This is a genomic window from Anaerobacillus sp. 63XJN7_4_ISO-PGPR-S23-413 (assembly GCF_056173725.1).
This window is the reverse complement of sequence record NZ_CM149688.1, coordinates 2,741,982-2,765,437: the sequence shown is the minus strand read 5'-3', so window position 1 is coordinate 2,765,437 and position 23,456 is coordinate 2,741,982. Positions and strand designations below refer to the sequence as shown.

21 protein-coding genes, 7 tRNA genes and 2 riboswitches are annotated in these 23,456 nt (G+C 40.1%); of the genes, 21 read left to right on the top strand and 7 right to left on the bottom strand.

Translation table 11 applies throughout. The annotated features are described in order from the left end of the window. The first annotated feature begins 102 nt into the window (after positions 1-102). On the top strand, positions 103-510 hold the full coding sequence (locus tag AC0VYO_RS14650) for a hypothetical protein (protein WP_226614328.1): 408 nt from the start codon (positions 103-105) through the stop codon (positions 508-510). Between the two features lie 71 nt (positions 511-581). Here AC0VYO_RS14650 and ispG read toward each other — a convergent pair whose 3' ends face one another. Both ispG and AC0VYO_RS14640 read right to left on the bottom strand, forming a co-directional pair. Next, complete coding sequence (ispG, locus tag AC0VYO_RS14645; protein ID WP_194219537.1) at positions 582-1,700, bottom strand: flavodoxin-dependent (E)-4-hydroxy-3-methylbut-2-enyl-diphosphate synthase; 1,119 nt, start codon at positions 1,698-1,700, stop codon at positions 582-584. A gap of 139 nt (positions 1,701-1,839) precedes the next feature. After that, a complete protein-coding gene (locus tag AC0VYO_RS14640; RefSeq protein ID WP_194219538.1) occupies positions 1,840-2,175 on the bottom strand; it encodes a hypothetical protein in 336 nt (111 codons plus the stop codon). A 182-nt stretch (positions 2,176-2,357) separates the two neighbouring features. Between AC0VYO_RS14640 and AC0VYO_RS14635 the strand changes: the two genes are divergently transcribed. The 10 genes from AC0VYO_RS14635 (at position 2,358) to AC0VYO_RS14590 (ending at position 10,283) form a co-directional block, all read left to right on the top strand. Then, entirely contained in the window at positions 2,358-3,233 is an 876-nt protein-coding gene (locus AC0VYO_RS14635; RefSeq protein ID WP_430244239.1) for a DUF1002 domain-containing protein, read from the top strand. A 69-nt stretch (positions 3,234-3,302) separates the two neighbouring features. Then, positions 3,303-3,959 carry an NfeD family protein gene (locus AC0VYO_RS14630; protein WP_430244241.1) on the top strand — a complete coding sequence of 219 codons (657 nt, stop codon included), beginning with the start codon at positions 3,303-3,305 and terminating at the stop codon, positions 3,957-3,959. 116 nt (positions 3,960-4,075) lie between these two features. Then, positions 4,076-4,181: riboswitch (SAM riboswitch) on the top strand. Between the two features lie 96 nt (positions 4,182-4,277). Further along, a complete protein-coding gene (locus tag AC0VYO_RS14625) occupies positions 4,278-4,421 on the top strand; it encodes a YezD family protein (protein ID WP_194222197.1) in 144 nt (47 codons plus the stop codon). A 111-nt stretch (positions 4,422-4,532) separates the two neighbouring features. After that, a complete protein-coding gene (locus AC0VYO_RS14620; protein WP_475365501.1) occupies positions 4,533-5,255 on the top strand; it encodes a phosphoadenylyl-sulfate reductase in 723 nt (240 codons plus the stop codon). A 5-nt stretch (positions 5,256-5,260) separates the two neighbouring features. Then, positions 5,261-6,325: an inorganic phosphate transporter gene (locus AC0VYO_RS14615; RefSeq protein ID WP_475365500.1), complete on the top strand. Its 1,065-nt coding sequence runs from the start codon at positions 5,261-5,263 to the stop codon at positions 6,323-6,325. Between the two features lie 24 nt (positions 6,326-6,349). Beyond that, positions 6,350-7,498 (top strand): sulfate adenylyltransferase, encoded by a 1,149-nt coding sequence (gene sat / locus AC0VYO_RS14610; RefSeq protein WP_475365499.1) that lies wholly within the window; start codon positions 6,350-6,352, stop codon positions 7,496-7,498. Between the two features lie 14 nt (positions 7,499-7,512). Further along, the gene (cysC, locus tag AC0VYO_RS14605) at positions 7,513-8,121 is read left to right on the top strand and encodes an adenylyl-sulfate kinase (protein ID WP_430244247.1); all 609 of its coding nucleotides are present in this window, start codon (positions 7,513-7,515) and stop codon (positions 8,119-8,121) included. 56 nt (positions 8,122-8,177) lie between these two features. Continuing rightward, positions 8,178-8,963: a uroporphyrinogen-III C-methyltransferase gene (gene cobA / locus AC0VYO_RS14600; protein ID WP_283153972.1), complete on the top strand. Its 786-nt coding sequence runs from the start codon at positions 8,178-8,180 to the stop codon at positions 8,961-8,963. Positions 8,964-8,976: 13 nt separating this feature from the next. Next, entirely contained in the window at positions 8,977-9,723 is a 747-nt protein-coding gene (locus tag AC0VYO_RS14595; RefSeq protein ID WP_475365497.1) for a sirohydrochlorin chelatase, read from the top strand. Then, on the top strand, positions 9,720-10,283 hold the full coding sequence (locus AC0VYO_RS14590) for an NAD(P)-dependent oxidoreductase (protein ID WP_430244251.1): 564 nt from the start codon (positions 9,720-9,722) through the stop codon (positions 10,281-10,283). The genes AC0VYO_RS14595 and AC0VYO_RS14590 overlap by 4 nt, the downstream gene beginning before the upstream one ends. A 122-nt stretch (positions 10,284-10,405) precedes the next feature. Here AC0VYO_RS14590 and metH read toward each other — a convergent pair whose 3' ends face one another. From metH to AC0VYO_RS14565, 5 genes are all read right to left on the bottom strand, one after another. Then, entirely contained in the window at positions 10,406-13,792 is a 3,387-nt protein-coding gene (gene metH, locus AC0VYO_RS14585; protein ID WP_475369068.1) for a methionine synthase, read from the bottom strand. 40 nt (positions 13,793-13,832) lie between these two features. Next, positions 13,833-15,689 (bottom strand): bifunctional homocysteine S-methyltransferase/methylenetetrahydrofolate reductase, encoded by a 1,857-nt coding sequence (locus AC0VYO_RS14580; protein WP_430244253.1) that lies wholly within the window; start codon positions 15,687-15,689, stop codon positions 13,833-13,835. Further along, complete coding sequence (gene metC / locus AC0VYO_RS14575; RefSeq protein ID WP_430244255.1) at positions 15,686-16,879, bottom strand: cystathionine beta-lyase; 1,194 nt, start codon at positions 16,877-16,879, stop codon at positions 15,686-15,688. Before metC ends, AC0VYO_RS14580 begins: the two co-directional genes overlap by 4 nt. Further along, positions 16,866-17,996, bottom strand: a complete 1,131-nt coding sequence (locus AC0VYO_RS14570; RefSeq protein ID WP_475367759.1) for a methionine biosynthesis PLP-dependent protein — start codon at positions 17,994-17,996, stop codon at positions 16,866-16,868. Before AC0VYO_RS14570 ends, metC begins: the two co-directional genes overlap by 14 nt. 73 nt (positions 17,997-18,069) lie before the next feature. Then, a riboswitch (SAM riboswitch) is annotated at positions 18,070-18,180 on the bottom strand. Between the two features lie 85 nt (positions 18,181-18,265). Next, positions 18,266-19,075, bottom strand: coding sequence for a DUF1189 domain-containing protein (locus tag AC0VYO_RS14565; protein WP_283153977.1), 810 nt, complete (start codon positions 19,073-19,075; stop codon positions 18,266-18,268). Between the two features lie 237 nt (positions 19,076-19,312). Here AC0VYO_RS14565 and AC0VYO_RS14560 point away from each other — a divergent pair, with 237 nt between their 5' ends. The 10 genes from AC0VYO_RS14560 to AC0VYO_RS14515 all read left to right on the top strand — a co-directional run bounded on the left by AC0VYO_RS14560 (position 19,313) and on the right by AC0VYO_RS14515 (position 23,415). Further along, positions 19,313-20,941 carry a Na/Pi cotransporter family protein gene (locus AC0VYO_RS14560; RefSeq protein ID WP_283153978.1) on the top strand — a complete coding sequence of 543 codons (1,629 nt, stop codon included), beginning with the start codon at positions 19,313-19,315 and terminating at the stop codon, positions 20,939-20,941. Positions 20,942-21,042: 101 nt separating this feature from the next. After that, positions 21,043-21,525 (top strand): DUF456 domain-containing protein, encoded by a 483-nt coding sequence (locus tag AC0VYO_RS14555; protein WP_475367758.1) that lies wholly within the window; start codon positions 21,043-21,045, stop codon positions 21,523-21,525. A 134-nt stretch (positions 21,526-21,659) separates the two neighbouring features. Beyond that, a tRNA-Asn gene (locus tag AC0VYO_RS14550) sits at positions 21,660-21,734 on the top strand. A 3-nt stretch (positions 21,735-21,737) separates the two neighbouring features. Further along, a tRNA-Met gene (locus AC0VYO_RS14545) sits at positions 21,738-21,814 on the top strand. Between the two features lie 22 nt (positions 21,815-21,836). Next, positions 21,837-21,912, top strand: a tRNA-His gene (locus AC0VYO_RS14540). A gap of 12 nt (positions 21,913-21,924) precedes the next feature. Further along, positions 21,925-22,001: transfer RNA gene (locus tag AC0VYO_RS14535), tRNA-Ile, on the top strand. A 10-nt stretch (positions 22,002-22,011) separates the two neighbouring features. Then, a tRNA-Ser gene (locus AC0VYO_RS14530) sits at positions 22,012-22,104 on the top strand. Between the two features lie 56 nt (positions 22,105-22,160). After that, a tRNA-Met gene (locus AC0VYO_RS14525) sits at positions 22,161-22,237 on the top strand. 220 nt (positions 22,238-22,457) lie between these two features. Further along, positions 22,458-22,533, top strand: a tRNA-Phe gene (locus tag AC0VYO_RS14520). A 270-nt stretch (positions 22,534-22,803) separates the two neighbouring features. Then, the gene (locus AC0VYO_RS14515) at positions 22,804-23,415 is read left to right on the top strand and encodes a superoxide dismutase (protein WP_194222182.1); all 612 of its coding nucleotides are present in this window, start codon (positions 22,804-22,806) and stop codon (positions 23,413-23,415) included. Positions 23,416-23,456 lie beyond the last annotated feature (41 nt).

Genomic DNA, 23,456 nt, shown 5'->3' with positions numbered 1-23,456 from the left:
TAAGAAGGAATTGGGATTATCTTACTGATTGAACGAACATATTCTTACACTCACTGACAAATACTAATCATGCTCCACAACAAGGTAAAGTGAGGGATGTATATGACAGAAGACAGACATGATGACGATCTGGACTTTATCGAGGAGCGCGAAGTTCGCAGCGAATCGGAAGAGGAATATCTTGAGGAAGCTGCAGCTGAAGTAGCCCCTGGTGTATTAGACCGTCCTTATTTACAGTCGCCTGAAAATGAACGTCCAACTGCTGAGGAGCATCATGAACACTTTGAAGCTAAAAGACAAGAACAGGATCGAACAGGAGTGGGAGTGGGTGTAGCTGCTCTTGCTTTATCGGTTATTTCCTTGTTTATACTTCCCGTCATTCTTGGAGCAGCGGGAATCGTCGTAGGATTTGTTGCTAGGAGAAAGGGACTAACAACGCTCGGATCATGGGCGATTGGTGTTGGTGCCGCTTCAATGATCATCAGCTTATTCTTCGCACCGTTCTTTTAGTTGAAAACCTTAATAGAAAAGCCAGGCACTTTTAAAGTGCCTGGCTTTTCTTCTTTGATCAAGAAAAAGAATTAAGAGTTAGCTTCAGCTTTCTCTTTTTCTTCTGCCATTTTCTTGTAATGTTCTTCTGCTATTTTGTCGACTTCTTTTTTCAACTCTTCTACCATGGTTTCCTCAGGAACTTTACGGATAATTTCACCATGTCGGAAGAGGAGACCTTCACCACGTGCACCTGCAATACCGATATCAGCTTCACGCGCTTCACCTGGACCGTTCACTGCGCATCCAAGCACGGCTACTTTAATAGGTGCTTTGATTGTTGAAATGTACTCTTCGACTTCATTTGCGATTGAAATAAGGTCAATTTCGATACGACCACAAGTTGGACAAGAAATTAATGTGGCTGCATTCGCTGCAAGTCCAAATGATTTAAGAAGCTCTCTAGCTACTTTTACTTCTTCAACCGGATCCGCACTAAGAGAAATACGTGCCGTATTTCCGATTCCTTTTGAAAGAATAACACCAAGACCGGCTGCGCTTTTAACTGTACCTGCAAATAGAGTGCCTGACTCTGTAATTCCGAGATGCAGTGGGTAATTAAAAGAACGTGCTGCCAGTTCATATGCTTCAGTTGCAAGGTTAACATCGGAAGCTTTCATGGAGACGATGATATCGTAGAAATCAAGGTCTTCAAGAATTTTGATATGGTGGAGGGCACTTTCTAGCATTCCCTCAGCTGTAGGATAGCCGTATTTTTCAAGGATTTTTCGCTCAAGTGAACCAGCATTAACGCCAATGCGAATCGGAATGCCTTTTGCTTTGGCTGCTTTTACGACAGCTTCCACTTTTTCGCGCCGTCCAATATTACCAGGGTTAATACGTATCTTGTCTGCTCCACCTTCAATGGCTTTTAGTGCTAGCTTATAATTAAAGTGAATATCAACGACAAGAGGGATATTAATCCTCTTTTTGATTTCAGGGATTGCATCTGCTGCCCTGTCATCTGGACAAGCTACTCGTACAATCTGACAACCAGCTTCTTCAAGACGATTGATTTCAGCAACTGTTGCTTCCACATCGTGAGTTTTGGTTGTTGTCATACTTTGAATAATAACTTCATCGTTACCGCCTATTGTTAAAGGACCTACTTTAACAGGTCTAGTTTGACTACGGTGGGTAATTTCATTCATGCGAAAATCGCTCCTTTTACATGTAGGATTGCTTACCTCATGATTTAGATCGCTTTTATATACTCCCTTGTAGGGAATAAGACTCATCTGTAATACTATCCCATTGTAGCAACTTTAGAGAGCTATTGACAAGAAATAATCATTGAGCAGATGTTTGGTCATAAGTTGGTATCCTATATTCTTCCCCAATTTGTATAAGAGTTGGATGAATTTTATTTAATGTTTCAAAATCGTGAACGACCGTTTCAATCGGAACCGGTATTGAGCCGTTCGCTTTTTCTACTAAAGAAAGAACAGTATCGCCAGCATTTATTTTATAAACCACATAGGGAGAGTTTTTTTCAGGTGACCCCACTTCGACTGCTTCTGATACTTCTGAAATAGCTCTGTTATTTGTAAGAGTTCCTGTTGTTAAATCATAATAAGTTGTATGAAGGACAAGCAGAAATAGGGAACTTAACAATAGTTTTCGCATCTCTCGCAACTCCTTCAGAATGATTTCCTTTGTACTACGATATGCTTGTCCTTCCATGATATGACAGATTTCCTAGTGAATTATCTTTTCTTTCGATCGAGTGTCGAGTAGAATACTAAGAGATGGGGAGATTAACTGAGTTACTCTTCATTAGAGCCTCACGTTAAAAGGAGACAAAAAACATGCTTAAAAAAGGATTGCCGTTTTTATTGTCGATGGTGTTAATGATGTCTATTATTCCTATGGTGGCACAAGCGGATGCGAGCGTCGGGGATGTCATCGTTACACTTGGTGAAGATCTATCTGAAGAGCAAAAACAGAAGCTAGTTGATGAAATGGAAGCTCCGGAAAATGCAATGACGGTAACGGTATCAAATGAAGAAGAGCATAAATATCTTGGGAATTATATAAGTAAAGCGCTAATCGGTACCCGCGCCTTATCTTCTTCTTCCATAACCATTGGTGAAAAAGATGCTGGTTTAAGCGTTGACACAAAAAATATTAATTGGGTAACAGATGAAATGTACGCAAATGCTTTAATAACAGCTGGAGTAAAAGATGCTGATGTTTATGTGACAGCACCAATGGAGGTTTCAGGTACGGCTGCATTAACTGGTTTAATCAAAGCTTATGAGTTAAGCACAGATGAAGTGATACCTGAGGAGCAAAAACAAGTAGCAAATGAAGAGCTTGTCACTACTGCAAAATTGAGCGATAGTATTGGCGCAGATAAAGCAACAGAGCTAATGACTAAGATTAAGGATGAAATTGCTACAAACCCACCTGAGACGGAAGATGATTTAAGAACAGTTATTAAACAAATTGCTAACGATTCAGGTATTGAATTGACTCAAGATGAGTTGGATGGTCTTGTTGCACTGTTTAATCGAATGAAAAATCTTGATATTGATTGGGATCAAATGAAGAGTCAGTTGCAGAACGCGAGAGAAAACCTGGACGAGTTTTTAAATAAAGACGAGACACAGTCATTTATTCAAAAAATCATTGATTTCTTTATTGCGATTATTGATGGAATAAAAGGGGTATTTCAATCGTAAGGTGACAAGTGACTGAAACTTTCTTCCCTTTTGAACGTATAAGAGAAGAAGGAAAAGGAGGGAGCGAGGATGGAGATTCTATCTTTGCCAGCAGTTGGCTTTCTTATCGTTTTACTTAGCGTGCTATTCTTGTTTGCTGAGTTACTTGTCCGTGTAAAAGGTATTTTTGGATTGATCGGAATACTATTGCTCACATTTTATTTTAGTTTCCATCTTACTTCTTTATCATCAATTCTCTGGATGGGACTTGTGTTTGCTGTTGGTTTAGGCTTAGTTATTCTTGATGGGAAATTACTCAATGATGGTACATTTGGTTTGATTGGATTAATTATGATGGTTACAGCCGTAGCCATTCCTTCTCCGACTTTCCTTTATGGCCTTCTCGTTTCTAGTGGTTTTTTAATTGGTACGGCTGCTTCATTCCTGTTTTTGCGTGTTTTCCCCGCACGTTCTATGTGGACGAAAATGACGTTAAAGGATCGGTTAAGCAGTGAAATGGGGTATAATTCCATGAACGCTGAGTATAAGAATTTAGTTGGAGAATCGGCTATGACAATTACTCCATTTCGACCAAGTGGAACAATACAAGTCAATGAGAAAAAGTACAGCGCCATTTCTGTTGGAAGTTGGATCGACAAGGATACGGCAGTAGTTATTACGTCTGTAGATGGTACGCGTATCTTAATAGAAGAGAAAAAAGAAGAAAGTAAACGTCATCCAATTTAAAAATGGTCCCCGAGTCATAGATTCGGGGTTTTTTTCATATTCTTTTCTAATCCCTTTATCCCGATCTCTAAACTAGGGTTGACATATTGTTAGATAATAGTTAAGATTTAGAAAATAACTTATCAAGAGAGACCGAGGGACTGGCCCGTTGACGTCCAGCAACCTGCCTGATTGGCAAGGTGCTACTTCCAGCAAAATGGAGTCCATTTTGGAAGATAAGGTGAATTAAGGTAACCTGATCTGTCTTTCCAATTTGGGAAGGCTTTTTTCATTTATAAGCTTCTCCTCATGATTATTACGACTAAGGGAGGTTGCATGATGGGAACGAAAGACCAGAATTTTTCAGACGTTGCTGTACGTATAGAACGAATGCTAAGTTCGTTAAAATTTGGGTCAATTACGCTTGTTGTTCAAGATGGGAAAGTTGTTCAACTTGAAAGAAAAGAAAAAGAACGACTTTAATATTGGCGCTGACTAGAGAAACTAGAGGCGGTTCTAACCCTAAAGGTTAGAACCGCCTCTTTTTTTAAACTTTTAAATATATTTCCTTGATCGGAATTGGGAGGGTTAGAAATGAATTGGTTCTATAATAATTGGTCGGGTAAGGAACCTGAATTCGACGTTGAATCAGAAACGAAAGGGGCTCTTGAAGTTCTGGAGTGGGCGTATCAAATTTACCAAGATGATATTGTATATGCTTGTAGTTTCGGTGTTGAGGGTGTCGTTCTAATTGATTTGATTTCCCGGGTAAACCAGAACGCGAAGATTGTTTTTCTGGATACAGGTCTCCATTTTGATGAGACTTATGAGCTAATTAATAAAGTGAAAGCTAAATATCCATCTCTAAATATTAAGTTAAAGCAACCAAAGGAGTCGGTCGAAGAACAGGCATTAAGTAAAGGGGATGCTCTATGGGAGCGAGACCCGGGACAGTGCTGCAACTTGAGGAAAATCATACCATTGCATGAAGAATTAGATCATGTAAGTGCATGGATCTCAGGTTTAAGGAGAGAGCAGTCGCCACTCAGACAAAAGACAAATTATTTCAATAGAGATGATAAGTTTCAGTCGATTAAGGTTTGTCCACTTATTCATTGGACATGGAAAGATGTTTGGAGGTACGTGTACGAAAAGGATTTACCATACAATCCTCTTCATGATAAAGGGTACCCAAGTATAGGATGTGCGGTATGCACTGAAAGAGTATTGGAAGGTAGTGATTCTAGAGCTGGGAGATGGGCAAATCAGGAAAAAACGGAATGCGGCTTGCATTTTGATTCAGCACCAAATCGGTGACGGTCATGACAACCCTAGTTATTACAGTGGCTCTCTTTTTTGCTATGAATATTGGGGCTAGTGGAGCTGCGGCATCGATGGGAGTGGCTTACGGGGCTGGAGCGATTAAAAGAAGAAGCGTAGCACTGAGTGTTTGTGCGATTGGGATTGTTGGTGGTGCCACATTAGGTGGAGGTAATGTTATTAAAACAATGGGGAGTGGCATTATACCTTCTTCCGTACTCAGTCTAAAGGTTATCTTGATTATTTTTATTTCAGCTACAACAGCGCTCTTTCTAGCAAATATGATGGGGATTCCATTATCAACAAGTGAAGTTACTGTGGGCGCAGTGGTAGGAGTTGGTATTGCTTACCGTGCTTTGTACTTTCAGAATGTGATGTTCATTATGTTGTTGTGGATCGTTATACCGGTTATTGCTTTTGCGACAGCTCTCAGTGTTGGGAAAATTTTTGGTCTTTTAAAACAAAGAATCAATCTTACTTCAAAGTGGCAAAAGCCACTCACCATTTTTTTAATTGTAGCCGGTTTTCTAGAAGCCTTTTCAGCGGGAATGAATAACGTCGCAAATGCGATTGGACCGCTAGTTGGAGCGGGAGTTTTATCCCTTTCTCACGGCGCATTTTTTGGGGGAGCTTTTGTTGCTTTAGGTGCTTTAGTTTTTGGTAAACGTGTCATTGAAACGAATGGTTATCGCATCACAAAATTTTCACTTGGTGAAGGTTGTGCTATATCAGGTACGAGCGCTGGACTTGTGATTGGAGCTTCCTTATTTGGGATTCCGGTGCCGCTTACCCAGATTACCACCTCATCGATCATTGGTATCGGAACTGCTAAAGATGGATTTCAGCTTTGGCAGAAAGATGTCATTACGCGAATGATTAAAGTTTGGGCAGTTTCACCGGTTTTTTCTTTAGTTATTTCTTATAGTATGATCAAACTTTTTTTAGAAAGTGATTTATATACATTAATTGCAATTGGCAGCGTTATTCTAGCGACGCTTGGGTCAGGAAGTTTAATTCGATCGATTCGCTCTCAAAAGAGAACATTACAAGACGAAGGAAGCTTATAATAAATTCAATTTGGAGGGATTAAGATGGCAACAATTAACGCGCATGGAGGAACATTGATTAACCGTTACAAACCTAATACTGAAATTGATGGGATTATTCAAGAAATTGAGTTAGACGCTACTGCGTTAAGTGATCTGGAATTAATCGGAACAGGAGCGTATAGTCCGTTAACTGGTTTTCTTAATGAAAATGAGTATACGTCAGTCGTTCATCACCTCAAATTAGAAAGCGGGTTGCCATGGAGCATTCCTATTACGTTGCCAGTTACGCACGAACGAGCTGCTGAGATCGCAATTGGTGATAAAGTGAAGTTAACTAATAATGGGACTGTGTACGGCACAATAGAAGTGGAATCCAAATATACTCCTGATAAGGGAGTGGAGGGGCGCCACGTGTATTTAACAGAGGACAGTGAACATCCAGGAGTGAAAAAAGTTTACGATAGACCAGATGTTTACATTGGTGGACCAATTACGCTTATTAAAAGAACCGAAAAAGGCAAGTTTGACCGCTATCATTATGATCCATCTGAAACAAGAGAGTATTTTGAACGTCAGGGCTGGAAGAAAGTTGTAGGATTTCAAACAAGAAATCCGGTTCATCGAGCGCACGAGTATATTCAAAAGACCGCACTTGAAACAGTGGATGGCTTGTTCTTGAATCCTCTTGTAGGTGAAACCAAATCAGATGATATACCAGCAGAAATTCGAATGGAAAGTTATGAAGTTCTACTTAAGAACTATTACCCTGAAGATCGTGTGCACCTTGGTGTCTTTCCTGCTGCTATGCGCTATGCAGGGCCAAGAGAGGCAATCTTTCATGCGCTTGTTCGAAAAAACTTTGGATGCACACATTTTATTGTGGGGAGAGATCATGCCGGAGTAGGTGATTACTATGGCACTTATGATGCCCAGAGAATCTTTAGTCAATTTACAAGCGAGGAATTAGGAATTACACCACTCTTTTTTGAACACAGTTTCTACTGCGAGAAGTGCGATAGCATGGCTTCGGCCAAAACGTGCCCTCATGGAAAAGAACATCACGTCATTTTATCAGGTACTAAAGTACGTGCCCTTTTACGAAATGGGGAGCAGCCTCCAGCAACATTCAGTCGTCCTGAGGTAGTGGAGGTATTAATTAAAGGGATGAGTGAGAAGACAGTGAACGCATAAGGGGGAGATTTGAGATGACAGTGAACAATAACTTAACCTGGCACGATACAGTGATAACAAAAGAAATGAGGCAGCAGAGGAATCAGCATAAAAGTGCAGTACTCTTCTTTACAGGTTTGTCTGGTTCCGGGAAATCAACGCTGGCAAATGATGTTTCAAGGAAGCTTCATGAATTAAACGTCCAAAGTTATGTACTAGACGGAGATAATATCCGTCAGGGTTTAAATAAGGATCTTGGTTTTCGAGAAGAAGATCGCAAGGAAAATATTAGACGTATTGGGGAGGTGTCTAAACTACTAGTTGATAGCGGTCAATTCGCAATCACTGCATTTATTTCCCCGTTCAATAGTGATAGACAAGTAGTACGTGAACTTCTGCAACAAGGTGAATTTATTGAGGTATATGTGAAATGTCCAATAAATGAGTGTGAGAGTCGAGATCCTAAAGGATTATACAAAAAAGCTCGTAGTGGCGAGATTCCTCACTTCACAGGCGTATCATCTCCTTACGAAGAACCGATCAATCCCGAAATCACCATTGATACCTATAACGACTCAAGAGAAGAATGTGCTGATAAAGTGATGTCCTATTTAGTAAAGCAAGGGTTGATTATAAATCAATAACTTTTGATCTTAAGTGATTTTTAAGAATAAAATCATCTCGTGGAGGAGGAAATCAGATGGGGAAAGTTTATCTAGTTGGCGCAGGACCAGGAGACATCGACTTAATTACAGTGAAAGGCGTAAAGTGTATTGAGCAGGCAGATGTGATCCTCTATGATCGCTTAATCAATCAAGACCTTCTCGATTACGCAAAAGAAGGAGTCGAGTTAATTTACTGCGGTAAGTTACCTGATTACCACACGCTAAAACAGGAAACCATAAATCGTTTTCTCGTAAAGCATGCACTTAAAGGGAAAGTGGTCACAAGGTTAAAAGGAGGAGACCCTTTTGTTTATGGTCGAGGTGGTGAAGAAGCCGAAGTCCTTTCAAACCATGGAATCCCCTTTGAAATCGTTCCAGGAATTACTTCTGGTATTGCTGCCCCTATGTATGCAGGCATTCCAGTAACACATCGTGAACTAAGTTCAACATTTGCATTTGTAACTGGTCATCGTAAAGAAGGCGAAGAAGAAGAATTACGCTGGGAGAGTCTCGCCAAAGGTATAGATACACTCGCCATTTATATGGGAGTGAAAAATCTACCTTATATTTGCTCGATGCTTCGAAAATATGGAAGAAATAAAGAAACTCCTGTTGCGCTTGTTCACTGGGGAACAACACAAACGCAACAAACGGTAACGGGTACCCTTGAGACAATAACAGAAGATGTAAAGAAAGCAGGAGTGCAAAACCCAAGCATGATTATCGTGGGTGAAGTGGTAAACCTAAGGTCGAAACTGAATTGGTTTGAGAAAATGTCACGAGATGAACAAAGCACTAAGTCGGTCGTTAGCGCCTTATAGGAGGTGGTGGATAGTGAAAGCCGTTCTATATATATGTCACGGTAGTCGCGTGAAAGAAGGAAGAAATCAAGCGGTAGAATTTGTTGAGAAGTGTAAAAAAGAACTTGGGTATCCAATACAAGAGACATGTTTTCTTGAGCTTTCGAAGCCCGATATTTATCAAGGTATATCAACATGTGTACAACAAGGTGCGAAAGAAATTGTGGTAGTACCCGTCTTATTACTTGCAGCAACTCATGTAAAGAAGGACATTCCAAACGAAGTAGAGCGCGTCTCTGGAGAATTTCCATCGATAACTGTTCACATGGGATGTCCTTTAGGAGTACACGATAAGTTGATCTCTATTATAGAAGAAAGAGTTAGGGAGACAGGAGTTTCCATTCAACAAGATGCAAGTGCTCTACTTGTAGGGAGAGGAAGTAGTGATCCTGATATAATAAGAGATTTAGATCGAATCGCAAGGCGAATCCTTGAAAAGATGAGATTTAAAAAGGTCTCTGTGTGCTATCTTGCAGCTGCAACTCCAACCTTTGATGAAGGAATTAAACACGCTAAAAACGGCACTAATAGTCAGGTCTTTGTCATTCCTTATCTTTTATTTACAGGTGTTCTAATGAGAGAAATGGAACATAAAATAAGTAGGTTAGATGGAGATGGTCCAGATTTCTATCTTTGTCATTACCTCGGCTACCATGAATTTTTGAAAGATGTATTGAAAGAAAGAGTAATAGAAGCATATGAGATGGAGGTAAAGGTATGAGGGAATATCCGGTTACCCTTAACCTGGTAGGAAAAAAAGTTGTCATTGTTGGAGGGGGGCGTATAGCGCTTAGGAAGCTCAAAGGTCTACTTGGTTGCGGTGCGAATCTAAAAGTAGTAAGTCCTGATATTCACAGTGATATTAAGAAATATGTGGATTCTGACAATATTACCCTCGTGGAACGCGCAGTTAGGGAGTGTGATATACATAATGCGTTTTTAATTATTGTAGCGACCAATTCGTATGAAGTGAATGAATTTGTTGTCAAACATGCCGAAGATAATCAGCTAGTTAATGCATCACATCAGGCTGACAGAGGTAACGTGTCTCTACCTGCAACGTTGAGGCGAGGAAGACTAGTGATATCTGTTGTCACAGGTGGAGCAAGTCCGTTACTCGCAAAGAAAATTCGAGATGACCTTTCGTTGCAATATGACCAGTCATATGGACAGTATGTAGAGAGTTTATATAAGAAAAGGCTGGAAATAAAGAGCAATAACATGTGTGAAAGTGAAAAGAAGGACATTTTAGAAAAAGCTATGAATAAGACATTTCTATAATCACATGCTATTGATTCGCTTAGACTATTTTTCTGTTTCAAGATCATCAATGATACGTTTGAAACGATCCTAAAATTACCATAAGATAAGAAAGGAGGAGCCCTGGCTCCTCCTTTTGTTTCTTATAAAACGTTAAAGTATCTTCCTTCTGGGTGAGCGAAAACCATTGCAGTGACAGAGGCTTCGGGCTCCATCATACATCCATCCGTTAATTCAATCCCAATGTCTCGGGGATGAATGAGTGCAAATAACTTGTTTTGATCTTCGAGTTCGGGGCAAGCAGGGTATCCAAAGGAAAAGCGTTGCCCCTGATATTTTGCTGAAAATCGATTCTGCATAGTGAAATCTGTGGGGTCTGGGAATCCCCATTTATCTCTCATCAACTGATGAATGTGTTCAGCAAGACCTTCAGCAGTCTCTAGAGCTAATGCTTGTAGTGCATGACTTTCCAAATAATCACCTTTATTTTTTAACTCTAGAGAACGTTCTCGAATTCCTCTTCCCGCTGTAACAGCAAAGAATCCAACATAATCCATTTCACCACTTGATACCGAACGAAGGTAGTCAGCAAGACATAAGAAAGGTTCTTTTTGCTGACGAGGAAACGAAAACCGTTCAATAACTGTTTGATAATCATGTGGAGAGTAAATGATCACTTCATTCCCATTGGACTGTGCTGGGAAGAATTGATACTTCGCTGAGGGCTGTATCCAATTTTCTTTTTTCGCTCGAGTTAACAGCTGGTCAACCACTTCTTTTAAATGAACAGCCTTCTCGTTTTTTTCCTTTAATAGTCTTGATACCTTCCCTTTAAGACCCAGGTGATGTCCAATTAACATCTGCATATTTATATATGGCTCAATATGTGCAACAGAGTAATTTCTTAAAATATGCGGCTCGAGATCGTATGGCTGATAAACCTGCACATCAGTCGTTACATTAGAAACAGGTTTAACAGCAACGGCCGTTCCGTTATTAGAGCTAGTTTTCCTTTCTATGACAGGTTGAGTAGCTCTTTTTTTAGATTGCTCTTCCATAAGAGTTCTTTTTTCTTCTTCATTACTTAGCCGATTGGAAAGCGATAGTCCTTCCATTGCGTCCTTTGCATAAAAAACAGGTCCATCATACTCAGCTGAAATTTTATTATCGGTAAATTTACGTGATAGAGCCGCACCGCCTACCATAATTGGTATAGATATTTTAGCTTGCTTCATATCTTGAGCGGTCAGAACCATTTGTTGGGCAGATTTCACTAATAGTCCTGAAAGTCCAACAAAATCTGGCTGTTGCTCCTGAATCTGATGAATAAGATCGGTAGGGGTAACCTTGATTCCAAGGTCAACCACCTCGAAACCATTATTACTTAATATTATTTCAACTAGGTTCTTACCAATATCATGAACATCGCCTTTAACGGTTGCTAATAATACTTTCCCTTTGGTATGGGAGGCATCTTCTTTTTCCATGTGAGGTTCGAGGAAAGCGACGGAAGCTTTCATCACCTCTGCACTTTGGAGTACCTCAGCAACAATTAATTGGTTATCATTAAATAATTTACCCACCTCTGCCATCCCATTCATTAGAGGTCCATTGATAATTTGAAGTGGAGAACTGTATTCATTAAGGGCTTTTTCTAAATCCTGCAGCAAACCTTCTTTTGTTCCTTCTACTACATATAAACTAAGTCGTTCTTGAAGCGTGAGGTTCGACGTTTGTACTTTGCTTTCTTTCTTTTTACCACGATAATAAGCTGTAAAATCAGCAAGAGTCATGTCGTTTGTTTCGAAAAGAAGTTCATCTGCAAGCCGAACTTCTTTATCAGAAATGGAAGCGTATCGTTCTAATTTCTCAGTGTTCACAATTGCGTAATCTAATCCTGCTTTTGTACAGTGGTACAAATAGGCAGCGTTTAATACTTCTCTCCCTACAGGAGGAAGCCCAAATGATACATTGCTAATTCCGAGTATAGTCTGACAGTCCGGGAGCGCTTCTTTAATAAGCTTTATCCCTTCAATTGTTTCAGAAGCTGAGCCGATGTATTGTTCATCGCCTGTTCCGATTGGAAAAACAAGTGGATCAAAAATGATATCTGAAGATTTGAGACCGTATTTAGAAACGAGTAGCTCATGTGAGCGTTTGGCAACTTCGAGCTTACGTTCAGCTGTTATCGCCATCCCTGACTCATCAATAGTGCCAACTACAACGGCGGCGCCATATTTATGAATAAGAGGAGTGACAGCTTCAAATCGTTCTTCTCCATCCTCGAGGTTAATTGAGTTGATGATCGCTTTTCCTTGTGAATAAGAAAGGGCTTTTTCAATCACCGCGTCATCTGTTGAGTCAATGATAAGAGGGGTTTTTACTTTATTTACAACATATTTCATGAAATTCTCAATATCTGCAAGTTCGTCACTGTCAGGATTTGCTAGGCAAATATCGATAACCTGCGCTCCTTTTTTTACTTGTGATCGAGCAATTTCAGAAGCCTCTTCAAATTTCTCCTCAGCTATAAGACGTTTGAATTTCCGTGAACCAATCACATTTGTCCGCTCTCCGACAAGAACAGGTCTTGTGTTTTCATCATAGATAAATGGCTCAATCCCTGAAATTGCGTGCGGGTGGGAGTGAGGCGCTTTTCTAGGCTGAACATTCTTCACAGAATCTGATATCGCTCTGATATGAGCAGGTGTCGTTCCACAACAACCGCCAACTACATTTAGCCATCCTTTTTCCGCAAATCCTCTAATTTTTAATGCCAAACTTTCTGGCGTTTCATGATAATGCCCCTCTTCATCTGGAAGACCCGCATTTGGATAGCAACTCACAGAAGTTGTGGCAAGATCTGATAGAGAGCGGAGGTGATCTCTCATAAATTCTGGTCCTGTTGCACAGTTTAGACCAACAACAGCTGGGTTCATGTGTTCAAGTGATAAATAAAAAGCTTCAATGCTTTGACCTGCGAGAGTTGTTCCCATCGGTTCGATAGTACCAGAAATGATAAGGGGAACAGAACGATTGCTTTCTTTAAAAGATTTTGAAATCCCAATAAAAGCGGCTTTAACATTTAGCATATCCTGACTTGTTTCAACAAGGAGGAGATCTACGCCACCTTCTAGTAATCCTTTTGCTTGTAATTGATAGGATCGGCATAGAGCTTCAAATGTAGTGCCACCTGTAACAGATAATGTTTTTGTTGTTGGCCCCATTGAACCAGCTACAAAACGGGGCTTATCAAATGTCGTCACTTTTGAAACTGCTTCTTTTGCTAGAATGGCAGATGTGTAGTTAAGCTCTTCAGCAAGATGGCCAAGATTATATTCGTCGAGAACGAGATCGGTCGCTCCGAAAGTGTTCGTTTCAATAATATCAGCACCACAAGCTAAGTAATCATCATGTATTGAGGAGATAAGGTCTGGTCTTGTTAAAGATAAGTATTCGTTGCAGCCTTCGTAATCTTCACCACCAAAATCAGCGGGCTTAAGATTAGCCTGTTGAATCATTGTTCCCATGGCTCCATCAAGAACAAGAATTCTCTTCTTAAGTAGATCTTCAAATGAGGGGTAGACCACTATGAATCTTCCTTTCTTCTTCAATACGAGTTTTTTCTTTAATGTAACGAGTTAATTCTACTGTTAATTCGTAGCGCAAAAACGGTGTTATTAAATAAATGCCATTGAATAAATCGAATGCTGCATCAATTAAGGACTTTGCGATGGCGAGTCCTTCATTTTGTGACTCACTGGCATCGGTGGCTGTGGACATTCGCTTACGTATTGAATCAGATAATTTTATTCCTGGTACTTCATTATGCAGGAATTCGGCATTTCGATAGCTTGTTAACGGCATGATTCCGATGTAAATAGGGCACGTTAAATGTTTTGTAGCTTCATGTACTTCGATTAATTGTTCTTCGCTATAGATAGGCTGACTAATAAAATAATCCGCCCCATACTGCTGTTTTTTCTCAAGTCTTGCGACAGCTCGATCAAGATGGCGAACATTAGGGTTAAAAGCTGCTGCGATCGAAAAGGAAGTCTTCATCCCAAGTGATTTACCGGAACAAGATAACCCGTTGTTGAATTGTTTGATTAACCGGATAAGGTCGAAAGATGATACGTCATATACAGAAGTTGCACCTGGAAAATCTCCTATTTTTGTAGGATCTCCAGTAACAGCGAGTACTTGATTAATTCCCAGTGTATGAAGCCCCATTATATGCGATTGTAATCCGATGATATTCCGGTCTCTACAAGCTATGTGCACGAGAGGGCGAACATTAAATTGTGACTGAATAGTTGATGCCATAGCTGTATTGCAAATACGAGGTGAGGCAAGGGAATTATCAGCTAGTGTAATAGCATCTACTCCGACTTCTTGTAGGGCCTTCGTACCTTGGAGATACTTCTTTGTATTTAGCTTCTTAGGCGGATCAAGCTCTACGATAACAGAACGTTGCTTTTGAGCAATTTCATGCAAGTGGGGCAAACGTTCTATGTTGTTTTCGGTTTGTGTGACTTCTTTAGCTATTACTTCTATTTTTTTATGAGTAATAGGTTTTGTTCCCTTTAAAGCTTTTGAAACAGCAGCAATATGTTCTGGTGTTGTACCACAACATCCTCCAATTAATCGAACACCTTGTTTGCGGAGAGATTCAGCACTTTGTTTAAAATAATCAGGGGCAGTGGGGTAAACCAATCGTCCCTCCTCATAGTCAGGTAAACTTGCATTTGGATAAGCAGAGAGATAACTAGTTGAAAGGGGGACCTCTTCAAAAGCTTGAATCATGTGATATGGCCCTAGTCTACAATTAACACCTGTCACATCTGCTCCAGACTTTTCTAATTGTTTAAGAGCAGATGGAAGGGAGGTCCCGTTTTGTAAAACCCCGGGTTCATGCATGGAAACTTGAGCTATTATGGGGAGGTTCGTTTGTTTTCGAGCAATCCCAAGGACTGATGAAATTTCTTCAAGATCGTAATAAGTTTCGAGTAAGATCCCGTCAACGCCCTCAAGTAGAAGACAGTATAACTGTTCTCTAAAGCTACGTTTGATTTCATCAAGAGAAGTCTTTTGAGTATTGATTCCTCGTATGCCACCGATCGTTCCAAATACATAAGTCGCTTTGTTTGCTGCTTGTCGAGCTAATTTAACAGCTTCAGTGTTCATTTCTTTTACAAGATCTTCAAGACCATATCTCGCTAATTTACTGTAGTTTGCTCCATAGGTGTTCGTTTGTATCACGTCTGAACCTGCTTCTACATATGCGCGGTGTATGTTTAATACTTGCTCTGGATGCGATAGGTTTAACTCTTCAAAACATTGATCTACCCCATATGAATAGAGAAGTGTTCCCATCGCGCCATCACCGATTAGAATATTGTTTTTTAATTTATTAAGGAAACTCATAGTTGACCACTCGCTTCGGAAGCGGAGTATTGCTTTCTAATAGCTGCAAATCCATTTTTGAAATCTTTTAATAAATCATCAGGATTTTCAAGTCCCACAGACAATCGCAATAATCCATCTGTGATGCCTCGTTTTCTTCGTTCTATAGGAGGCATAGAAGCATGTGACATTCTAGCTGGATAGGAGAGAATTGATTCTACGGCACCAAGACTTACCGCGAAAACAGGAATTTGAACATGCTTTGTGAATAGACGCACGGCATTTTCATCAGGTAACCGAAAGGACAAAACTGCACCAGGACCAGCGGCTTGATAAATATGAGTGGAGTGACCAGGGTGATAAGAAAGCCCTGGATAAAAGACTTCTTCTACCATCTTTTCTTTAGTAAGAGCATGCGCAAGACGAAACGCAGATCTAGACGATTGATCTAGCCGACAATGCAATGTTTTTAAGCCACGGAGAACTAACCAGGAATCGTGAGCGCTTAAAATCGATCCAAACGAGTTTTGCAGGAATGCAAGCTGTTCCGCTAATTCCTCACTTTTTACGGCAGCAAGACCAGCGACGACATCGCTATGTCCTGAAATGAATTTCGTAGCACTATGCAATACGATATCGGCTCCGAAGTCTAACGGACGTTGTAGAGCAGGTGTCATAAAGGTGTTATCGACAAATGTTAAACAATTATTCGCTTTAGCTAATTTAACAACGGCTTGAATGTCAGTTACCTTCAGCAAAGGATTAGAAGGCGTTTCGATATAGATTACTTTAGTATTGGATTGAATACCTCTCGCCACTTCATTTAAATCTGTCATGTCTACAAAAGTATGTTTAATTCCAAATCTCCCGAGAACGTCATGAATCATGCGATACGTCCCACCGTAGACGTCTTCAGATATAAGAACGTGATCGTTTTGTGAAAGGAGCATAAACGAGGTGGCGATAGCGGCCATCCCAGAAGCAAACGCAAATCCCTTAACCCCACCTTCAAGATTGGCAATTGTTTCTTCAAGCGCTTCGCGAGTGGGGTTGCCTGAACGACTGTAATCGTATTTTCCAGGTTGGTCAAAATCCATCTGATGAAATGTAGAAGCCTGTTGGATAGGGACGCTAACAGCTCCCGTAGCTTTATCAAATTTGTGATCGTTATGAAGAAGTTTTGTTTGAAATGTATAATCAGTATTTGTCAATTTGAACAACCTCCTCTTCAAAAATGGACAATGCTTGATTCAGGTCCTGTATTAAGTCATCAATGTTTTCAATCCCAACAGAGAAACGTAGCAGTCGATTGCACACCCCTTTTTCAAGTCTGATGTCTTCTGGTATCTCAGCATGAGTTTGCGTTGAAGGATATGTGATAAAGCTTTCTACCCCTCCAAGACTTTCAGCAAATGTGACAAGTGTTAATTTTCTAAGAAAGAGATCTACCCATTCTTCGGACCGCAATCTGAAAGAAAGCATCCCACCTTTATCTGGATAAAAAACGTCTGTTATTGCTTCATGATTTGTTAAAAATTCAGTTACCTTTCTGGCATTCTCTTCATGCTGCTTCATTCTGAGTGGCAAGGTTTTCATGCCTCTCATTAATAACCAGGAATCAAAAGGAGAAAGCACAGCGCCTGCACCGTTTTGGTATTGTTGGATTTCAGCGCAAATATTCTCACCTTTTGCAACCACAAGCCCTGCGAGAATATCATTATGACCGCCTAAATACTTAGTGGCACTATGCACGACGATATCCGCCCCAAGCAGTAGTGGGTTTTGTAGAAGAGGGGTGAACAAAGTATTGTCTACAATAAATAATAGGTCCCTGTTTTCTGCTATCCGTGCAATTTTTTCAAGATCTGTTAATTTCATTAATGGATTAGATGGATTTTCAACAAAAATGGCTTTTGTACGGTGAGTTAGGAGTGATGAAAGTTGTTCATTTCTTTGTGTATCAAAATATGTGAAGGAGATACCATAATGTTTTTCAGCATGGGCAAATAATCGATAAGTCCCACCATACAAATCATCTGAGACGAGAATATGGTCGCCGCTTTTGAATATGGCAAGGATTGCTTGAATCGCAGCCATTCCGGAACTAAAAGCAAATCCCTGATCACCATGTTCGAGTTCTGATATAGCGGATTCTAAAATGGATCGTGTCGGGTTTTTGGTTCTTGAATAATCGAATCCGGTGGATTGACCGATGCCTTCATGGCTATACGATGTGGAGAAGTACACTGGAGGATTTACCGCACCGGTTTTAGTATCTGAATGATTACCTAATTGGACAAGTAGTGTTTCTAACTGTTTATTCGACATAATCAATCTCCTTTTCATTGAATAAGGGCAATAAAAAAAGCCCTCTATAAGAAGAAGACTTTGGTTGCTCTTCTTCTTATCTTCCAAGTTGAAATCAACTTGCTGGAGTTAGCACCTTACCAGAAAATATCTGGTGGTTGCTGAAGCTTCATAGGGCCAGTCCCTCTGCTTCTCTTGATAAGAATTGAAAATATATGGAATTTTATTGTGTCGCTTTTTTCATAATCTACATCACTTTAAAGTGAAAAGCAAGGGATTTGAGTAAATTATCAAAATTTTTCTTCTGTTGAATCATTTGCTCGCTCGTTCGTTACACGTTTTTTTGGTAACGGGATTTCTTTAATCGTAAGATAAAGTAGCATGATGGCCACAATCCAATAAAGTAGGAATCCTAAAGGGACTGCTGTTTTAATGAGTGCCATAATCGCAAAGAAGAGCGTTGGAATTGTTACTGAATAAACAGATAAGACCCAAAGTTGTTTATAAGAAGCTTTTCTTCCGGTAATACTTCTCAATAGTAGTCCAATTGTAGCTAGTACGGTAACTCCTATAAACTTAAGGCCGGTTTGAAACAAATAGATAACGAATATCAGTAACGGAATAAAGATAGGGAGCAGGTTGTCCAGATTATTACTTAGCTCATTAACATCTTGCTTCGTGAAAGTCATCGAACTAAAGTTACTGTAATTAAACTCCTGTCTAGCACCGCTATCTACAACGATTACACGATCTTTTAGGAATGCGATAACGGAATCATATTGATCAACATCATCAGGCTTTGTCTGGTCTGTCGCATCAAAAATAAAAGTATTTTCATCATTTTGTCGAATAAGCGGTTCAGACTGTTCACTTGTTAAAGATCCGTCCTCTAAAGTGAATTCTGGTAGATCTGACATATGTGTTTTGAGATCCTCATAAGCGTTTGTAAAGGATAGAGCCGTCATAATTCCTACTGGCACAGAAGAAAGGAACATAAGTAAAAACACGTACAATATTGGCTTGCCTAGCTTTTGAAAACGGAATCTGGCCATCATCTTAGGGGAAAATAAGCTGTAGTAAAGTTGTTTAAAAACGTTCAAATTAATAATCTCCTTTCTAAATGTGGAGCGTTTCTCCACCCAATCAGTTTATCTTATATAGAGAGAAGGGAACAGTATTCTTGGTGAAACTTTATTGAAATAAATTTGTTTTCAGCATAATATCTTTACAAATCTATATTAACTCTTTACAAAGGGGGGAGCGATGTAGATAATAGACAAGGGACTTTGTTGAGTATTGTCGAAAAAAATAAAACATAAGTGCAAGGGGTTGAAATGATGGAACTCAACGTTCAGGAGATGATCTTTCAGTTTGTGGGAGGTCTTGGTATTTTCCTGTTTGGACTAAAGTATATGGGAGACGGCCTTCAACGATCAGCAGGTGATCGATTAAGAGACATTCTCGATCGTTTTACGACTAACCCGTTTATGGGTGTGCTCGCTGGGGTCATTGTAACTATTCTCATACAAAGTAGTTCAGGAACAACGGTTTTAACAGTCGGTCTTGTTAACGCAGGATTTATGACTCTGAAGCAAGCAATTGGCGTTGTAATGGGTGCGAACATTGGTACAACTGTTACAGCATTTATTATTGGTTTTCCTATTAAAGATTACGCACTTCCAATTATAGCCATCGGTTCTTTGTTAATTTTCTTCTTTAAAAACAAGAAAATTAACTACGCTGGTCAAATCGTCTTCGGATTTGGTGCGTTGTTCTTTGGACTTGAATTAATGAGTACGGGAATGAAACCACTTCGTAGCCTTGAGGCTTTCCAAGAATTAACAGTAAGCATGAGCTCGAACCCACTGTTAGGCGTTGTGATCGGTACAGTATTTACTGTCATTGTACAAAGTTCCAGTGCGACAATTGGTGTATTGCAAGGTCTTTATTCACAGAACGCAATGGATATTCAAGCTGCATTACCAGTTCTGTTTGGAGATAATATCGGTACAACGATTACCGCAGTTCTTGCTTCTATCGGTGCATCCGTTGCCGCTAGACGTACAGCACTGACTCACGTTATTTTCAATTTAATTGGAACGGCGCTTTTCCTAATATTCTTATTCGCCTATACGCCGTTTATTGAATACTTAAGAGATGCATTAAACTTAACACCGGAAATGACGATTGCATTCGGACACGGGATCTTTAACATTACAAATACTGTTATCCAGTTCCCATTCATTGCCGGACTTGCCTATCTCGTTACAAAAATTATTCCTGGTGATGATGCAACGATTGAATATAAGCCAAAACACCTTGATCCAGTATTTATCGAACGCTCTCCATCTGTTGCATTAGGACAAGCTAAAGAAGAAGTGATTCGAATGAGCGGATTTGCTTATAAGGGTGTTAAAGAAGCATCAAATTATTTAACATCTAAGAGTCAGAAGAGCGCTGAAAAAACCGCTCAGTATGAAGAAGCTATTAACAACCTGGATAATAAAATTACAGATTACCTTATCCAATTATCAGCAACTTCTCTGTCTGGAGATGAGTCGACACGACACGGTATGCTAATGGACTCAGTTCGTGATATCGAGCGTATTGGCGATCATATGGAGAATATTGTTGAGTTGGTTGATTATCAAATAAGCAATAAAGTGAAGATGACTGACGTTGCTATGAAAGACCTTGATGAAATGTTTAATCTGACTCTTTCTGCACTCAATGAAGCCTTTGATGCACTTGATAAATGGGATGTAGCTAAGGCGCAGGAAGTTGTTAAGCTAGAAGATAAGATCGACAAAATGGAAAGAACGCTTCGTAAGCAGCATATCCTTCGTCTAAATGAGGGTGAATGTACTGGAAGTGCTGGAATTGTTTTTGTTGATATCATCAGTAACCTTGAGCGTATTGGTGACCATGCGGTGAATATTGCAGAAGCCGTCATTGGAGAAGAATAAATGTGGGAAGCAGAGGGATGCCTCTGCTTCTTTTTATCATTATATAGAAGAAAAGTGACATCTCCGCTAAAATAGAGTCAAGTTGAAGGGAGGTTAAAAGCGTGGATATTCTATTATGGTGCCTGATCATTGCGTCATTCATCATTGCATTTGTGGGATTGATTTATCCAATTATTCCAGCCGTACTATTTATTTATGTTGGGTTTATCCTGTATGGGGTGTTTTTTGATTTTAGTTCAATGACTATTTCCTTTTGGATTGTTGAAGTTCTGCTGACGATGCTATTATTTGTTGCGGACTATGCTAGTAATTTATTTGGCGTGAAGAAGTATGGAGGGTCAAAGGCGGCGATATGGGGGAGTACAATTGGTTTACTTGTTGGCCCATTTGTCATTCCGTTTGCAGGGATCATCCTTGGACCATTTATCGGGGCTATCTTAGCTGAACTAGTTATTCATCGAAAAGCTTTTAAAGAATCTGTTCAAGTAGGTGTAGGTTCATTGCTTGGTTTTCTTGGTGGAGCTGTTATGAAAGGATTACTCCAAACGATTATGGTGGTTGTGTTCCTAGTGTATGTCCTATAAGTTCTTGATGACAAAATGAAAGCGTGATATAGTATTTTCATAATTGAAATTAAGATTAATTCAATTAAATATGAAAAACTTATTGACGCTTTCTTTATCCATATGATATATTAGTTCTTGTCGTTAAGAAATATTCCACAGTAGCTCAGTGGTAGAGCTATCGGCTGTTAACCGATCGGTCGTAGGTTCGAATCCTACCTGTGGAGCCATATGGCGGTGTAGCTCAGCTGGCTAGAGCGTACGGTTCATACCCGTGAGGTCGGGGGTTCGATCCCCTCCGCCGCTACCATATATTTCAACGATACAACATGGCGGTTGTGGCGAAGTGGTTAACGCACCGGATTGTGATTCCGGCATTCGTGGGTTCAATTCCCATCAGCCGCCCCACTTATTACATAAGGACCCTTAGCTCAGCTGGTTAGAGCTGACGGCTCATAACCGTCCGGTCGCAGGTTCGAGTCCTGCAGGGTCCACCAAATGCATATCGGAGGAATACCCAAGTCTGGCTGAAGGGATCGGTCTTGAAAACCGACAGGGGCTTAGTCGCCCGCGGGGGTTCGAATCCCTCTTCCTCCTCCATTTTCTAAAAGTTAGCTTTCTAAAAAATGGATGCAAATTAAGTTCTTTTACATCATCGCGGGGTGGAGCAGTTCGGTAGCTCGTTGGGCTCATAACCCAAAGGTCGCAGGTTCAAATCCTGCCCCCGCAACCAAAATGAAATTCTTACTACGTCGAACATACTTCTTCGTCAGAATTTAATTGGAGTGCCATTGGTGCAACCAAAATGAAATTCTTACTACGTCGAACATACTTCTTTGTTAGAATTTGATCGGAGTGCCCTAGGGGCTACCTAAGCTCATAGCAAGGCCAAATTACTTTTAATGTAAATGCAAACTACATACTAATTAAAATTAATACTGATAACATGATTTGGCTCTGTAGCTCAGTCGGTAGAGCAGAGGACTGAAAATCCTCGTGTCGGCGGTTCGATTCCGTCCGGAGCCACCACTCAATAAAGATCCCACTCGTCAATTAATGACGAGTTTTTTTATGTTTTATGTATGTTATTACGCTGTTAATTCCCGATTTTTTTCTTTAAGATGTTTAATTCCATATACTGAGGGGAAACTTTATCTGTGTTGCGGAAATTCAAAGGTTTATTATTTGAAAACGCATGACAATTCTGCTAGTGTAAACTTGTGACGACATCATGTTCAAGTGGTGGCTAACGCTACCCTAACAGCAAGTTACATACTATATTTAAGGAGGAGATTCACAATGGCTAAATTTGAACTACCAGAACTACCTTACGACTACAATGCACTAGAACCACACATCGACGAAGAAACAATGAAGATCCACCACGACAAGCACCATAACGCATATGTAACAAAATTAAATGGTGCACTAGAAGGTCATGAGGAGCATGCATCTAAGAGCCTTGAAGATCTTCTTGGCAACCTTGACGCACTTCCTGAAGGCATTCGCACTGCTGTTCGAAACAATGGTGGCGGGCACGCTAACCACTCACTTTTCTGGCAATTGCTAAGCCCTAACGGTGGCGGCGAACCATCAGGTGATCTAAGCGAAGCACTTAAAAAGAAATTTGGTAGCTTTGAAAGCTTCAAAGAAGAATTTGCTAATGCTGCAGCTGGTCGTTTTGGCTCAGGTTGGGCTTGGCTAGTAGTAAAAGGTGGAGAACTTGAAGTAACAAGCACTCCAAACCAAGATACTCCAGTAATGGAAGGTGTTACACCAATTCTTGGGCTAGATGTTTGGGAGCATGCTTATTATCTTAAGTATCAAAACAAACGTCCTGATTATATCGCTGCATTCTGGAATGTAGTTAACTGGGATGAAGTTGCAAAGCGTTACGAAGCAGCTAAATAATTTACCAAGCTTTCAAAACCCCCGACATTTATGTTGGGGGT